At 34.5% G+C, this 13381-nt stretch carries 17 protein-coding genes; 11 read left to right on the plus strand and 6 right to left on the minus strand.

The features are described 5' to 3' along the window. The first annotated feature begins 107 nt into the window (after positions 1 to 107). The 6 genes from BAU23_RS05935 (at position 108) to BAU23_RS05960 (ending at position 3602) form a co-directional block, all read left to right on the plus strand. Positions 108 to 224 (plus strand): hypothetical protein, encoded by a 117-nt coding sequence (locus tag BAU23_RS05935; protein ID WP_002075341.1) that lies wholly within the window; start codon positions 108 to 110, stop codon positions 222 to 224. Positions 225 to 289: 65 nt separating this feature from the next. Further along, positions 290 to 451: a hypothetical protein gene (locus BAU23_RS05940; protein ID WP_000109008.1), complete on the plus strand. Its 162-nt coding sequence runs from the start codon at positions 290 to 292 to the stop codon at positions 449 to 451. Between the two features lie 161 nt (positions 452 to 612). After that, complete coding sequence (locus tag BAU23_RS05945; protein ID WP_000071482.1) at positions 613 to 1248, plus strand: cupin domain-containing protein; 636 nt, start codon at positions 613 to 615, stop codon at positions 1246 to 1248. 100 nt (positions 1249 to 1348) lie between these two features. Further along, positions 1349 to 2440, plus strand: a complete 1092-nt coding sequence (locus BAU23_RS05950; RefSeq protein WP_001023331.1) for a serine hydrolase — start codon at positions 1349 to 1351, stop codon at positions 2438 to 2440. A gap of 122 nt (positions 2441 to 2562) precedes the next feature. After that, positions 2563 to 3138 carry a histidine phosphatase family protein gene (locus BAU23_RS05955; RefSeq protein ID WP_071733775.1) on the plus strand — a complete coding sequence of 192 codons (576 nt, stop codon included), beginning with the start codon at positions 2563 to 2565 and terminating at the stop codon, positions 3136 to 3138. An 89-nt stretch (positions 3139 to 3227) separates the two neighbouring features. Continuing rightward, positions 3228 to 3602, plus strand: a complete 375-nt coding sequence (locus BAU23_RS05960) for a hypothetical protein (protein ID WP_000461761.1) — start codon at positions 3228 to 3230, stop codon at positions 3600 to 3602. Between the two features lie 18 nt (positions 3603 to 3620). Here BAU23_RS05960 and BAU23_RS05965 read toward each other — a convergent pair whose 3' ends face one another. From BAU23_RS05965 to BAU23_RS05975, 3 genes are read right to left on the minus strand one after another with little or no spacing between them, the layout of a single operon-like run. Then, positions 3621 to 4553: an alpha/beta fold hydrolase gene (locus BAU23_RS05965; protein WP_071733776.1), complete on the minus strand. Its 933-nt coding sequence runs from the start codon at positions 4551 to 4553 to the stop codon at positions 3621 to 3623. Then, the gene (locus BAU23_RS05970) at positions 4514 to 4843 is read right to left on the minus strand and encodes a DUF3147 family protein (protein ID WP_000545611.1); all 330 of its coding nucleotides are present in this window, start codon (positions 4841 to 4843) and stop codon (positions 4514 to 4516) included. The genes BAU23_RS05965 and BAU23_RS05970 overlap by 40 nt, the downstream gene beginning before the upstream one ends. After that, positions 4827 to 5237 (minus strand): MarR family winged helix-turn-helix transcriptional regulator, encoded by a 411-nt coding sequence (locus BAU23_RS05975; RefSeq protein ID WP_000651914.1) that lies wholly within the window; start codon positions 5235 to 5237, stop codon positions 4827 to 4829. The genes BAU23_RS05970 and BAU23_RS05975 overlap by 17 nt, the downstream gene beginning before the upstream one ends. Positions 5238 to 5361: 124 nt before the next feature. On the opposite strand from BAU23_RS05975, the gene BAU23_RS05980 reads away from it, so the two are divergent. Next, positions 5362 to 6189: a PP2C family serine/threonine-protein phosphatase gene (locus BAU23_RS05980; protein ID WP_002075330.1), complete on the plus strand. Its 828-nt coding sequence runs from the start codon at positions 5362 to 5364 to the stop codon at positions 6187 to 6189. 46 nt (positions 6190 to 6235) lie between these two features. On the opposite strand, the gene asnB is transcribed toward BAU23_RS05980, so the two are convergent. Further along, positions 6236 to 8059 carry an asparagine synthase (glutamine-hydrolyzing) gene (asnB, locus tag BAU23_RS05985; RefSeq protein ID WP_000333952.1) on the minus strand — a complete coding sequence of 608 codons (1824 nt, stop codon included), beginning with the start codon at positions 8057 to 8059 and terminating at the stop codon, positions 6236 to 6238. A gap of 269 nt (positions 8060 to 8328) precedes the next feature. Here asnB and BAU23_RS05990 point away from each other — a divergent pair, with 269 nt between their 5' ends. Continuing rightward, entirely contained in the window at positions 8329 to 8895 is a 567-nt protein-coding gene (locus BAU23_RS05990; protein WP_000840026.1) for a sigma-70 family RNA polymerase sigma factor, read from the plus strand. Next, on the plus strand, positions 8892 to 9992 hold the full coding sequence (locus tag BAU23_RS05995; protein WP_071733778.1) for a DUF4179 domain-containing protein: 1101 nt from the start codon (positions 8892 to 8894) through the stop codon (positions 9990 to 9992). The genes BAU23_RS05990 and BAU23_RS05995 overlap by 4 nt, the downstream gene beginning before the upstream one ends. 39 nt (positions 9993 to 10031) lie before the next feature. Here the strand turns inward: BAU23_RS05995 and BAU23_RS06000 are convergent, their stop codons facing one another. Beyond that, a complete protein-coding gene (locus tag BAU23_RS06000) occupies positions 10032 to 11105 on the minus strand; it encodes a WD40/YVTN/BNR-like repeat-containing protein (RefSeq protein WP_002094657.1) in 1074 nt (357 codons plus the stop codon). A 268-nt stretch (positions 11106 to 11373) separates the two neighbouring features. On the opposite strand from BAU23_RS06000, the gene BAU23_RS06005 reads away from it, so the two are divergent. Both BAU23_RS06005 and fbpA read left to right on the plus strand, forming a co-directional pair. Next, positions 11374 to 12273: a cation diffusion facilitator family transporter gene (locus tag BAU23_RS06005; protein WP_000510021.1), complete on the plus strand. Its 900-nt coding sequence runs from the start codon at positions 11374 to 11376 to the stop codon at positions 12271 to 12273. A 193-nt stretch (positions 12274 to 12466) separates the two neighbouring features. Continuing rightward, complete coding sequence (fbpA, locus tag BAU23_RS06010) at positions 12467 to 12637, plus strand: Fur-regulated basic protein FbpA (RefSeq protein ID WP_000098301.1); 171 nt, start codon at positions 12467 to 12469, stop codon at positions 12635 to 12637. Positions 12638 to 12693: 56 nt separating this feature from the next. On the opposite strand, the gene BAU23_RS06015 is transcribed toward fbpA, so the two are convergent. Continuing rightward, positions 12694 to 13365, minus strand: a complete 672-nt coding sequence (locus BAU23_RS06015) for a GntR family transcriptional regulator (RefSeq protein WP_002075325.1) — start codon at positions 13363 to 13365, stop codon at positions 12694 to 12696. Between the last annotated feature and the right edge of the window lie 16 nt (positions 13366 to 13381).

Consider the following 13381-nt stretch of genomic DNA (forward strand, 5'->3'; position numbering starts at 1 on the left):
AGTAACGGTCCGTAAAAGCCTGGTTGGTGCGGGCTAATAATCAGTGTGGGATAGATACCCCTTACTGACTAAAATTTCACTTTATCCTATTTAACAATATAACTCATATGGTAATAGTACATATGGTGAAGTTTTGTATAATTTGTGAAAAATATGCCATTTTTATGAACGAAATGTTAGAAAAATCAATTTTGTTACAAAAAGTTGAAATTGAAGTATTTTAAAAGAAAAAGGTTTATAATAAAAATATAACTAATAACAACATTACTAATTATAAGGAAGTGTAACTATGAGTACTGTAACAATCGTATATGGTATTATTCTTTCTACAATTATTGTTTTATTTATTGTCGGGGTTTCACGTTATATTCATAAATGGAAAGAAGGCGTTGCGAAATTAAATCACATTGAAGAAGAACTTAGTGATTTAATGTTACATCATGGTAAGTAAAAAGTTTATTTTTTAACTGAAAAATGTGAAGAATATCACAAAACATGCTGTCGTAATGAAAGCATGTTTTTTTGTTATGTTGTTAATAGGCACATTCCTAAAAAAATCCCATACGATACAGTGTGAAATCAGAAATGTTCGGAGCGGGAAAGAGGGATAAAATGAGTAATTCAGGTTATGTTACAGATAATAAAAATTTAAAGAAAAGCTCAGGAACGCCAAATCTTTTCTTTGATTCAAGAAAGAATGTCTTTTTTAAAAGAGATGAGAAAAATGTTGCGTATGAAGTAACGTCAACACAATTACCGGCGATGATTGGAGGAGCCTTTGTTGATTTGTTTATGACGAAGGGGCATATGCGAGAACCACATTGGCATCCGAATGCTTGGGAATTAGATGTTGTTGTCTCAGGGGAAGCCGTTACTTCTATATTAAATCCTGAAACGAATCAATTGCAAAATTATCATTTGAAAGCGGGGCAAACGGTCTTTATTCCAATGGGATGGTGGCACTGGATCACGGCCGTAACAGAGGAAGTACAGTTACATTTATTCTTCAATAACGATCAGTTTGAAACAGCAGAAGGATCAGACATACTTAGATTAACACCGCCAGAAGTATTTCAAGCTGCATACGGTGTAAGTGCAGAAAAATTGGGAAAGGATCTTTCGCCAATTAAGGAGTCAGTTGTAATTGGTCCTCCTAACTCAAATCGACTAAATAGCGTTAAAGAAAGTGACGACTCAAATATAGTTGTTACGTTAAATGGACACATAACATCATGTGAAATAGAGTAACTCTTTCTTTTTTTAGGAAGAGTTACTCTATTTTGTATAATTTTGTATTTTTATTCGTTATAATTATTATATAGAAGGGAATTTCTAGAGGGGGCATATTGTGAACATATTAAAGATTATAGGAATTGTTGCAGGAGTGATTATAGTAGCCGTTATAGCTTTCTTTGTCATTATGAGATATTATTTGTCGAAAGAAGATCCTAATTACGTATTAAATTACATAAAAGAACATAAAGGTGATGAATCACTTTCATTACTAATTAGAAGAAATGGCGAAGTAGTAACATCTGTAAATGAAAATAAAAAATTGCCATTAGCGAGTACGGCAAAAATCGTAATAGCAGTTGAATTTGCTAAACAAGTGTCAGAAGGAAAAGTAAGTCGTGATGAACAAATTTCATTGCAGGAACTAGAAAAATATTACGTTAAAAACACGGATGGTGGAGCGCATCCTGCGTGGTTAGAAGATGCCAAAGCTAGAGAGTTAGTGAAAAATGAACACATCGCTTTAGAAGAAGTCGCTAAAGGGATGATTCATTATAGTTCTAATGCAAATACAACATATTTGTTAGATAAGCTTGGAATAGAAAGAGTAAATGAAAGTATAAAAGAGTTAGAGCTTACTAGTCATGACAAGTTCACGTCGTATACTGCTTCACTATATATGAGAGGGTATGTAGAAAAAGAGCTTCATCAGCCAGAAAATCAATCGTTAGAAATGATACGTAACATGTCAAAGGATGAGTATAATAAACATGTGTTACAAATTCATGAATGGATGAAAGATGAAGAAGAATGGAAAAAAAGGGATATCCCATTAAAAGTAGATATGGAATTTCAGCGAATTTGGTCAGATCGATTAGTGGGTGCAAACGCTAAAGACTATATGAGTATAATGAAAAAGATAAATAGTAGAAATTATTTTCCAAAATCAATGCAAGAAGAAATCGAGAATATTTTCAAAGGAACAGTTAATAATAGTAAGTTAGAATACGCTGGTCAAAAAGGTGGCTCTACCGCATTCGTATTGACAAAAAGTTTGTATACTACAGATAAGAAGGGGAATAAGGTAGAAGTTGTAATTATGTTTAACGATATAGAAGATCAAGTTGCATACCAAAAGCTGAGAAATAATATAGATTATTTTATTCAAGATACTATAACAGATGAAGAGTTTAGAAGGAGATTATAACGAAATAATTTTATTATGTAAACAAGGGCGCTTTTTAGAAAGCGTCCTTTTTCTTTTCATAATACAGGATTTCTTATTTACTTCATTGAATATAGATTGAAAATAAGAAGGGAAGTTGAAAAATGACCACAATATATTTCGTTCGCCATGCCCACTCTACATATACAAAAGAAGAACGTGAAAGGCCTTTATCTGAAAAAGGTTTGTTAGATACGCAGCATGTAACACGCTTATTAAAAGATAAACATATTGATGTTGTGATTTCTAGTCCGTACAAAAGGGCAATGCAAACTGTGCAAGGGATTGCGAATACATATAATTTATCAATACAACTGGAAGAGGATTTAAGAGAGAGGTTATTAAGTAAAGAGCCAGTAACAGATTTTAACGATGCTATTCAGAAAGTGTGGGAAGACTGGATTTTTGCATACGAAGGTGGGGAATCAAGTAATATAGCGCAAAGGCGTGCTGTAATATGTATGCAAAGTATATTAAGAAAATATAAAGATAAGAATATTGTAATAGGTACTCATGGGAATATTATGGTATTACTAATGAATTATTTTGATTCGAAATATGATTTTCAGTTTTGGAAAACACTTCATATGCCTGATGTGTATAAATTAACTTTTGATAATAATCGTTTCATTTCTGCTGAAAGAGTAGAGAAAACAGGTCATCGGATAAACATTTTGTAAAAGTTTATCAAAAAAAGAGGAAAGAGAGAAGGTATTGTAGAAGTATGACTTTGTAACATAAAAAATATTGGTTAAAGGAGGCTGTTTACATGTTTGAGAAAGAGAAAGAAGGGCTTATTGAAGTTCACAACGTATATGAAATCGCACCAGCAGATGGAGCAATTATAGGTATGGCAACGGAAGAAGAAATGGAGATTGCTGCTGAACTAGAGTTACAGTACTATGCCCATTCTCGTTTATTAGAAGCAAATATTCAGTTAGACGGTTCCTCCTATAAAGAGTTACTTCAGGAGTTCCAGGAGTACGAAAGAAAATCAATGAACTTTTGGAGAGCAATACATAAACGTTTAGCTGTGCCATGGGCATGGGTATTACGTATTGATGTTGCGAATGGTCCTATATATGTAAGCAATGGGAGTTCGTATTATGAAGAAGTTGATGATGACGAAGAAGACTATGAATAGATAAGTAAGGAAGCAACTTCAGTTGCTTCCTTTTTTTATTGACAATGAGTGAATGGCTTCAATGATAGTATCTGGGCGATCATTTTCTATCCCATGACTAGCATGTTCAGCCAAAATATATTGGCTATTTATTGAGAGATTTAGTTGTTCACGAATAAGTTCTTGCCACATATCTTCAAGTTGTGTAGCTTCTTCTTTTGGCATACCGCCCTCAATCAATTGAGCAACAGAATATTGGGGATCTCTACCGATAACGATTAATGGTATTTCTAATGCTTTATGTTGTTTTTTTATTGAGCGAGCGCAATATTTCCACTCGGACAGTTCAGCAGCTGTCGCTTTATATAAGGAAGGAGATGTGGAAAATTTGATATGCTGTGTTGTTGCATTGACGAGCATAGATTTTAGTTCATTATAAAGTGCGTCTGCATCCATGTTGGAGTAAGTATGATATTTTTGTAGCCACATATCATCAGAATCAGTTTGATCAGAAACTGGTAAATGCAGTTCATCTAATCGGTGTAAGTTCATGGAAGTAGAATCAACTAAAAGAAGTGCTTGCAGCCTATCTTCATGTAACATTGCAAAATGTTGTGCGCATAAACCTCCATAGGAATGACCGATTAAAATGATTGGCTCATAAATATCTAGTTCATGTAGTAACATATGTAGTTCTTTTACGACTTGCATTGTTGTACGTGGATTAGTTCCTAGCTCGCTTTTTCCATAACCTGGGCGATGATATGAAATGACTGTAAATTTTTGTGAAAGCTTTTCTATAATAGGAAGCCAATCATAAAATGAGCATCCCATTCCTGTTTGAATGACTACAGTTTGTTTACTGCTACCTCTCATATATACTTCTACAGTTTTTCCAAATATCTCTACTGATCTATTAATAGTAATTCCCCCTAAGCTTGAAATACTTTTTGGCAAGTAAAGGCGATACACCAGGCGACTATGCCAAAGAGTATAGATGTACTAAGTGAAAAGGAGTTCTTTAAACCGATATAAACAATAAATAATAGTAGTGCAGATGCAGGAAATCCATATAATACGCCTAAAGCGAATTGACTTAATTCTTGTTTACTCCCACCTTCGAAAGAAATCCAAAATAAACTAAGTAAACTAATAAGAGGAAGGGCTGCGATAAAGCCACCAAGCGTACTAAAATATTTGGCAAATTCGGTTACACCCCCAATAATGAGGGCGGAGACGATGACCTTAACGAGGAAATGCATATTTTGCCTCCTTAGCTAATAACGAAAAGGCTTTTTCTATTAGTTGTTGCTCTTCTTTTGATAACTGTGATTCTAATATTTGTATCTTTTCTTTGTCTAGCAAAGTATGCTTTTCTAATGCTTCAATTCCTTCTGTCGATAGTGTAAGATTCACAACTCGTTCATCTTGTTTATTTCTTTCTTTAATAATAAATCCTTTTTGAATAAGGCGTTTTACATGTTCGGACGCTGTGTTATGAGATAAACCAAGTTCAGAAGCAATTTTTCCAATTGTTATATCTTTCTCTCGGGAAGTGATTTGTAAAATACGAATTGCTTGATGAGTAAGATTGTCTTCATATTCATAGCGTAAGTGGTAGTAGATTGTCTCCCAATGTGGATTAATGTCTTTCATATTATAATTCCCCTCGATTTTTATGTCGTATTATAAGATATATTCGCTTTGTAAGAATTAAAATCCTGTTATTTTCATAATAAATGTTGAAAAAGTTTATTTTTATTGAAATATAAGGTAATCTATGTGTAAAGGTATACATTTAGCAAGAGAGAGGATGATAGCTGTGAATACATTTAAATGGATTAGTCATGAAAAGATGTATGTAGATCAAATACATGTTGAAAAATGTGGTCCTCTTTCAGTCGGCGTATATGGAGGAAATCAAGAGAGTGATGCATATGAAAGAGGAGATGCAGTGCTAGCTTGGTGGGATCCGAATTTAGAATTTGAATTTGTTATGATTTTTGATACACACCACAAAACGAAAAATATCCATTATATAATAGAAGCAATTTCAGAAAGAAAAGAGAAACTAAAAGAATTATTTTCATACCCAATCCATTTAGCTTTTCATCATACACATATGTATTTATTAGCGTTATTTACAGATGAGCTCTTTATCGAGAAATGTGACCAAGATGATGAGGAACTTGCATGTTTAATTTGTTTACGAAAAGGCGAGTTCTTATATTGGCTATCAGTTGGTGATTGCTTCGCGTATTTATTCCATTCAGAGCAAACGAAAAATGGAAAAGGTAGGCTAAATAAGCGTAAGAACTATGAATATATAGGAAGAAAAAATGTTTTTGCAGCGAATACACCTTGTTTTACATCAGGGGTAAGGGGATTAGAAAAAGGTCAGAATCACATTGTAATGGCAACGGATGGTATTTTAGAGTGTGATAAACTAAAGTTTGATGATGATCAATCTTTAGTAGAAATATTACACGACGGAACTTGTTTACAGATTGAGCCTGTATTAACAAATGTACTTCAGTGGAAAGGTAGAGATTGTGCCACTATTATTGGCTGGTCCATCGATACTGAAAATAGACAATGTGCCAATTAATAAATGAAAGAGAGTTCAAGTTTTTTTGTCCTTGAACTCTTTTTTGTTAAGCAATATGAATATGATACGTTTTTAACCATTCATTTACTTGTAGCATATACTCCATAGCACTTCTTGCTTCAAAATTGGTAATCTCTTTGTTACTTTGATCGGCAATAGCAAGTAATGTGGAATGATTAATAAGTGAGAAAATAGGATTGTTTTTATTACTGCACATGTCGAGTGATAAATGACGGATTGTTTGTAAATAATGTGGATCTTGTGAAGTTGGATAAGCACTTTTTCTTCTATTTCGTACGTCATCAGGTAAAGCTGGTTTCAGTGCTCTACGTAAAATGCCTTTTTCAATATTATCAATGCTTTTTATGTTGAAAGGAACATTCCACAAATATTCAACTAATCTATAATCGCAAAATGGTACACGAACTTCAAATCCTACAGCCATACTCATACGGTCTTTACGGTCGAGTAAGAACGGAAGGAATCTCGTTAAAAATAAATAAAACATTTGACGTTGTTTCGCGGATTTTTTACTTTCCCCTTCAAGAGTAGGTACTTCAAGAGCAGCCTCATGGAATCGTTTATTAACATAATGCTCAGGATTACATTGATTTGTTACTTCGCTTAATAATAGAGAAGATGTGTTTTTCCAGTTTGTTAACCACGGAAACTTATCTACATATAATAGTTCTTCTTGATGAAACCAAGGATATCCCCCGAATACTTCATCAGCAGATTCTCCAGATAAAGCTACGGTTGCATCTTTTTTCATTTCGCAAAATAGTAAATATAGTGAAGTTTCCATTTCGCCAGCACTCGGTAAATCTTTTGCACGGAGGGGAACGAATAAGTGATTTGCTAACTCTTCAGCATTCACAATAATATCATGGTGCGATGTCCCTACATGTTCAGAAACGCGTTTTACCCAAGGAGCATCTAAACCAGTACGTGCAAATGTCAGCTCGAAATCTTTTGCGCTATTTACAAAATCAACGGAATACGTATGAAGTGTTTTATTTTCCGCTGCAAATTCTTTACCCGCTAGTGCAGTAATACCGCTAGAGTCTAATCCGCCTGATAACATACAGACGAGAGGAACATCGGCAATTAATTGTCTTTTTACTGTATCTTGTAAAATAGATAAAATATGTGATGATGTATCTTCAGTAGAATCTGTATGAATTTTACTTTCTAAATTCCAATACTTTTGAACTACTTTGTTATCACGTGTGAATGTTATAGAGTGTCCAGCACGAACTTCTTGAATATGTTTAAAGACGCCACATCCTGGAGTTCGAAATAAGCCTAATCCAAATATTTCATTTATGCCGTCCGCATCAATTTCAGCAGGAATAGATGGATGAGCTAGTAGTGCCTTTATTTCAGATCCGAAAATAATACTGTCATTTCTTTCTGTATAAAAGAGTGGCTTTACGCCTAAATGATCGCGTGCTAAAAACAGTTGTTGCTTTTGATCATCCCATAAGGCGAAAGCGAAAATTCCGTTTAAATGTTGTACGCAATCTTCTTTCCATTCTAAATAAGCATGTAGTAATACTTCTGTATCTGAATGCGTTTCAAATGCATGACCACATTTTCGAAGTTGTTCTCTCAGCTCACGGAAATTATAAATTTCTCCATTATAAGTAAGAGCATACGTATAATCACCAGCACGAAATATCTTCGGCTGTGTCCCACCTTCTGGATCAATAACAATTAAACGTCGGTGTGCAAAGGCCGCACGAGGTGAAAACCAAAATCCTTCAGCATCAGGTCCACGATGCCCAATACTATTTGCCATCTTTTCTAAAATAACATGTTGATTTGAAAGGTCCTTTTTCCAATCTACCCAACCTGTAATTCCACACATACATATCTCATCTCCTAATTTAAAATTATAAAAGTAGATTAATTAAATGAAATGTACACCAGGTTAAAGAGTGTTTGCATAAATAGTGTACTACACTAATTGAATTACAGACTTGAGAAAATTTTCTTCAAGCTTATATTTATATGAGACAATGGATAAGGAAAAGTATCCCATTACATACAAAAAATAAAAAAAGATGAGAGAAAAAAATTTCCAAAACGTTATATAGGGTGTAAAAGCTTTTACAAAAAAATAAGGGGACTCGCTACATGAAATCAAATGAGAAAAATTTTATAAAAAGATTACAGCGGCAAAAAGAAGATGCGCTAGAATTTGTTGTCGATACATACTTACCGCTCATAAAGGGGATAACGCACAAAGTTCTTCTTTCAGTTCAAAATGATGGACTCATTGAGGAATGTGTAAATGATATATTTCTTTCCATTTGGAATAACGCAAATAAGTTTCATGGAGAGCCGAGTGATTTTAAAAAATGGATTGCAGCGATTGCAAAGTTTAAGGCAATTGATTATTACCGGAAAGCGACTAAAAAAGTAGAAATCATTTCAGATGAGTTTCATATAAGTACGGAAAAATCGGCAGAAGACGAATTAATTCTTATGGAAGATAGGGAAGAGTTATTGAAGCTTATTAATCAATTGGAACCGTTAGATCAAAAAGTATTCATTATGAAATATCTTCTCGGTATGAAGACAGAGGAAATAGGAGACAAGTTAGGATTAACCAGGGCGGCGATCGATAATCGAGTGTACCGTGGAAAAAAGAAACTACAACAAAATGCTACGAATATTAGTTTTGGAGGTAGTGCAATATGAAAGACATTTATGAACTATTAAATGATATTGATATAGATGAAAAAGAGCTTGAGGAAATTGAGGCTTCTGAAATTGAAAAAGAAAAAGTGAAGCGTAATGTAAAACAATCGATACGTACGAAGAAAAAGATGAAAAGTTGGAAAAAAGGTGTCGCTGCTGCATCTATTTTAGTAGGACTCTCAGTTGCAACACTCGGTATCGGATTTCCTACATATGCCGGGGGATTGCCAATTGTAGGTGACATATTCCGCTTTTTAGATAACGGTAGAACAGGATTATATGAAAATTATAAAGAGTTTTCGACTGAATTGAATATGACGAGAGAGAGTAATGGGGTTAAGGTTACAATTAATGATGTAATTTCTGATGGCAGAACATTATCTATAACGTATTCACTGGAAAGTGAGCAAGACTTAGGGGATGATCCTATTATATTAGGCGGATTGGATATAATGGACGCTCATGGTAGTTCAGGAAGTGGGAAAATGACTAAAGTTACTGAAAAAAAGTATGTAGGTATGGTAACAACGACGCACCATGATAGTAATAAAAAGGACAAAGTAAATTTTAGATGGAATATAGAGGGAATAGAGATGCCAGATAGGAAAAAATCAATACAAGGTAATTGGAATTTCGCGTTAACTGTAAAATCAATGGATAGTAAAGAGAGAACAATTGGTGGAAGTTCGGAAAAAGAAGGTATAAAGGCAAATATGGAAAAGGTCGCAATGTCGCCGGTTTCATTTATTCTTTATTACAATCAAGAAGTTTCTAAGGGTGCGAGGAAAGAATGGGATAGTGTAGATGTTGAATTGACAGTTAAGGATGATTTAGGGAATGATTATTCGGGTGAAGGAAATGGAGGAAGTGGCCACGATCCTTACAATATTCGATGGAGTGCCACATTCCAAAAACTGAACGAAAATGCAACAAAGCTTATCGTTACACCACGCGTACACTTACGAGTGCATACACCTGAAAATCATGGTGGAGTGGAATATGTGAATGGAAAAGAGAAGAAAATTGAAGTGCCGAAAAAAGAAGCGAAGAGTAAAGATATTGTTCTAGATGATATCGTAATTGATTTAAAGAAATAAAAGAGAGACTGCCTAAAACAAGTAGGCAGTCTTTTTTCGTTAAGAATTAGTTACGAGCAATGCATGTGGATGCTGCGTTTTATACTCATCTTTCCACGGAATGTTTAGTTGTTCCCACGATTCGCCGCTATCATTGGATTGAAAGACGCCATTGTTATTTAAAGTGTAAAACGTATGTGGTTCTGCTGGATTTGTAGCAAACATCGAAATGACTGTACCAATTGCAGATGGTAGACCTTGTTGTACTTGCTCGAACGGAGTATCTTTCGTTTTTCGATAAATATAAGATTCATAAGGAATACGGTGATGAGCGAGATCGGCACTTGGTGCGGCAGAAACGAGAATTGTATCGCAATCAGCCGGATCGATAGCCATGCTGTATAAATAATGATGCTCAAGTCCGTCACTACATGAAATCCAGCTGTTTCCACTGTTATAACTTTCAAGGTATGCGCGATCAGGTCCACCCATAAATCCATCACCACATGATGCATAAAGGCGATTTGGAGCTTCAGGGTGCATGAGTAATTGATGCGCATCGATAGGAGCACCGAACTTTTTATCAATCCATGTATGCCCTCTATCGTTACTTTGAATAACAGCACCAGCTTCAATTGAAACATGGACTGTATTTGGGTTGTTTGGATCAACTGTAATCCAGCGTACGTGATGGGTAAAAGGTCTAGGCGGGAAAGCCCACGTATAAGAAGATAATAATGATTTCATATTTTTAAGTTCAGTCCACGTTTCACCACCATTTTCTGAACGGAATAAAGCACTAGGTTCTGTTCCTACATAAACGACGCCATATCCGTTAACTTGTTCATTAGGGCTTATCGTAATGGAAGTGATCGAAGAGTGTAAAATCCCATCTTCTTTCGGGAAATCAAAGTAACGATATGAATCTCCAATTGGTTTCCACGAATCTCCGCCATCGTCACTTAGCCATAAACCTCGTCCAAATGTGCCGCAATATACACGATTCTTTAGGAATGGATCAACTGCGATACAAGTAGGTTGCATATTTTGTAAGTGATATGAGGTTTCATAGTTACCATATCGTTCTTTTACAACAATAAGTTCACGTTCCATACAGAGAAATAGTCGTTTCAATTCAATAACCCCCTTCAAATTTCTTTCATTAGTAAACAATATGAAGCTGAAAAAGAAGTAGTCTTATTTTTTGTTGAGAAAAAGGACTTGTTTGAAAAAAAGCGAAGTGTGTATACAGAGGAAGCGGGATAAAGTGAAACTTTAATCAGTAGGGTATTGTTCATCTTCTACGGATTAGTAGCGTTCACTACCGGGCATTAATGGTGGATAAAGATAGGGAATGTGTTTCATACTAACATACAGATATTGCACTTAAAGGAGCATTTGTATGGGACACTCACATGATCACGGTCATTCAAAAAATAAAAAAGCGTTATTAATTGCCTTCTTATTAACAACAAGCTTTATGATTGCTGAAGTTATTGGGGGATTTGTAACAAATAGCTTAGCACTATTATCTGACGCGGGGCATATGTTAAGTGATGCAGTATCCTTAGCGCTAAGTTTACTTGCGTTCAAGCTTGGAGAAAAAACAGCAACAACTGCGAAAACATACGGGTATAAACGAGTCGAAATGTTAGCGGCATTATGTAACGGTGTCGTTCTTATTGTCATTTCAGTATACATTTTTATTGAAGCAATTCGCCGTTTTAAAGAACCAGTTGAGATTGCTAGTAATGGGATGCTCATTATTGCTGTACTTGGTCTGCTTATTAATATTTTATCAGCTTGGATATTAATGAGAGGCGGAGATGTGAAGGGGAATTTGAATTTAAGAAGTGCTTTCTTACACGTATTAGGCGATCTATTAGGATCAGTCGGAGCGATTATTGCTGCGCTATGTATTAAATTTTTCGGATGGACTGTTGCAGATGCGATTGCTAGTATTCTTGTGTCTATTTTAGTCATTATTAGTGGATGGCGTGTAACACGTGATACGGTCCATATATTAATGGAAGGTGCACCACAACATATAAATGTTGAAGAGATAAAAAGTACTTTATTAAATATTACGATTGTAAAAGAAGTACATGATTTGCACATATGGTCTGTCACATCTGATTTTCAAGTATTAACTTGCCATTTGATTATTAAAGGTAATGAAACACAAAGTGTATTAAAAGAGGCTACGGATGTATTAAAGGAGAAGTTTCATGTAGAACATGTCACCATTCAAGTAGAAATAGATGGTGAATTTAATCATAGTGAGACAACTTGCAAAGTATGAAAGAAAAAGGATAAGAAAAAGTGTCATAACATTTTTCGCGCAGCATACATATATATAATGTGGCCACAAATACTTTGTAAGGTAAATATTTCATAAGATTACTTTACTTATTAAGAATCATCTTTTATAATCAAAAGTGGTAATTGATAAAGATTATCATTTTCAATTATCGTAGAAAGGAGTTTTTTAAAAGATGAGTAGTCAACTCCGTTTTGCTGTTGAAAATCGTAAGAGGCATTTAATTGATGAGTTAATTGGAGCAGGTGTGTTTAAGATTCGCGACCGACAATTATACGAGCTGTCTTTAGAGGAATTGGAAAAAGAGTACGAAGACATGGAAGATTATGCGGATATTCAGGCATAGCTATATAGATTAATAAAAGATGAGCTGGTTACGTTTTTGTGTAACCAGCTCTATTATTATTTCATAGAAATCATTTTTTGTATCTCTTTCATAGGACGGAGCCAGTTTTGAGACATCATTTGTTCCATTTGTTGTTCATTTTGCTTTTGCAATGCTTGAATGATAGAGTGATGTTCTTTAATAGATTGACTCGCAGGAACAAAGTTTTGGAAAAATAAATATTCAAGACGTAAAACGTGAAGCTGCATATTTTCTAGAAAAGGTTCAATATATCGATTTTTAGCAATAGACGTAATTGTATTGTGAAATTGTATATCTAGTTCTAAAGCTCGTTTTGAGTTTTTTTCCTCTATAGATTGTTGGAAATCATCATTTATCTCGGAGAGTAGTTTAATATCAGAGTCTGTAATATTTTGAAGTGCTTGCTTTCCAATAATTGAGTGAAGACCAGCCATTGTCTCATAAATGATAGATATATCTTCAAATTTAATAGGAGTAATTTTCGTTTTTTGGCCGGGAATCATTTCGACTAACCCAGAAAGCTCTAAAATTTGTAAAGCTTCTCTAACTGGTGTTCTGCTTACTCCTAGTGCTTCCGCCAATTCCCCGTCATTAATCTTTTCATCAGGTTGTAAAACACCTTCTATAATCCAATCTTGTAGTTGATTTAAAACGAGTGACTTTGCGGAAATTCTTCCGGTTTTTTTATAGTTTTGAGGGACAGGCATAATGAATTCAATCCTT

This window comes from Bacillus nitratireducens (assembly GCF_001884135.1).
Taxonomy (GTDB): Bacteria; Bacillota; Bacilli; order Bacillales; family Bacillaceae_G; genus Bacillus_A; species Bacillus_A nitratireducens.

Bases quoted from the DNA above. Each gene is read 5' to 3' on its own strand.
- asnB (WP_000333952.1), bottom strand. From the start codon at position 8,059: ATGTGTGGAATTACAGGTTGGGTAGATTGGAAAAAGGACCTTTCAAAT.
- BAU23_RS05945 (WP_000071482.1), top strand. From the start codon at position 613: ATGAGTAATTCAGGTTATGTTACAGATAATAAAAATTTAAAGAAAAGC.
- BAU23_RS05995 (WP_071733778.1), top strand. From the start codon at position 8,892: ATGAAAGACATTTATGAACTATTAAATGATATTGATATAGATGAAAAA.
- BAU23_RS05955 (WP_071733775.1), top strand. From the start codon at position 2,563: ATGACCACAATATATTTCGTTCGCCATGCCCACTCTACATATACAAAA.
- BAU23_RS05960 (WP_000461761.1), top strand. From the start codon at position 3,228: ATGTTTGAGAAAGAGAAAGAAGGGCTTATTGAAGTTCACAACGTATAT.
- BAU23_RS06005 (WP_000510021.1), top strand. From the start codon at position 11,374: ATGGGACACTCACATGATCACGGTCATTCAAAAAATAAAAAAGCGTTA.
- BAU23_RS05980 (WP_002075330.1), top strand. From the start codon at position 5,362: ATGTGTAAAGGTATACATTTAGCAAGAGAGAGGATGATAGCTGTGAAT.
- BAU23_RS05975 (WP_000651914.1), bottom strand. From the start codon at position 5,237: ATGAAAGACATTAATCCACATTGGGAGACAATCTACTACCACTTACGC.
- fbpA (WP_000098301.1), top strand. From the start codon at position 12,467: ATGAGTAGTCAACTCCGTTTTGCTGTTGAAAATCGTAAGAGGCATTTA.
- BAU23_RS05935 (WP_002075341.1), top strand. From the start codon at position 108: ATGGTAATAGTACATATGGTGAAGTTTTGTATAATTTGTGAAAAATAT.
- BAU23_RS06015 (WP_002075325.1), bottom strand. From the start codon at position 13,365: ATGCCTGTCCCTCAAAACTATAAAAAAACCGGAAGAATTTCCGCAAAG.
- BAU23_RS05990 (WP_000840026.1), top strand. From the start codon at position 8,329: ATGAAATCAAATGAGAAAAATTTTATAAAAAGATTACAGCGGCAAAAA.
- BAU23_RS05940 (WP_000109008.1), top strand. From the start codon at position 290: ATGAGTACTGTAACAATCGTATATGGTATTATTCTTTCTACAATTATT.
- BAU23_RS05970 (WP_000545611.1), bottom strand. From the start codon at position 4,843: ATGCATTTCCTCGTTAAGGTCATCGTCTCCGCCCTCATTATTGGGGGT.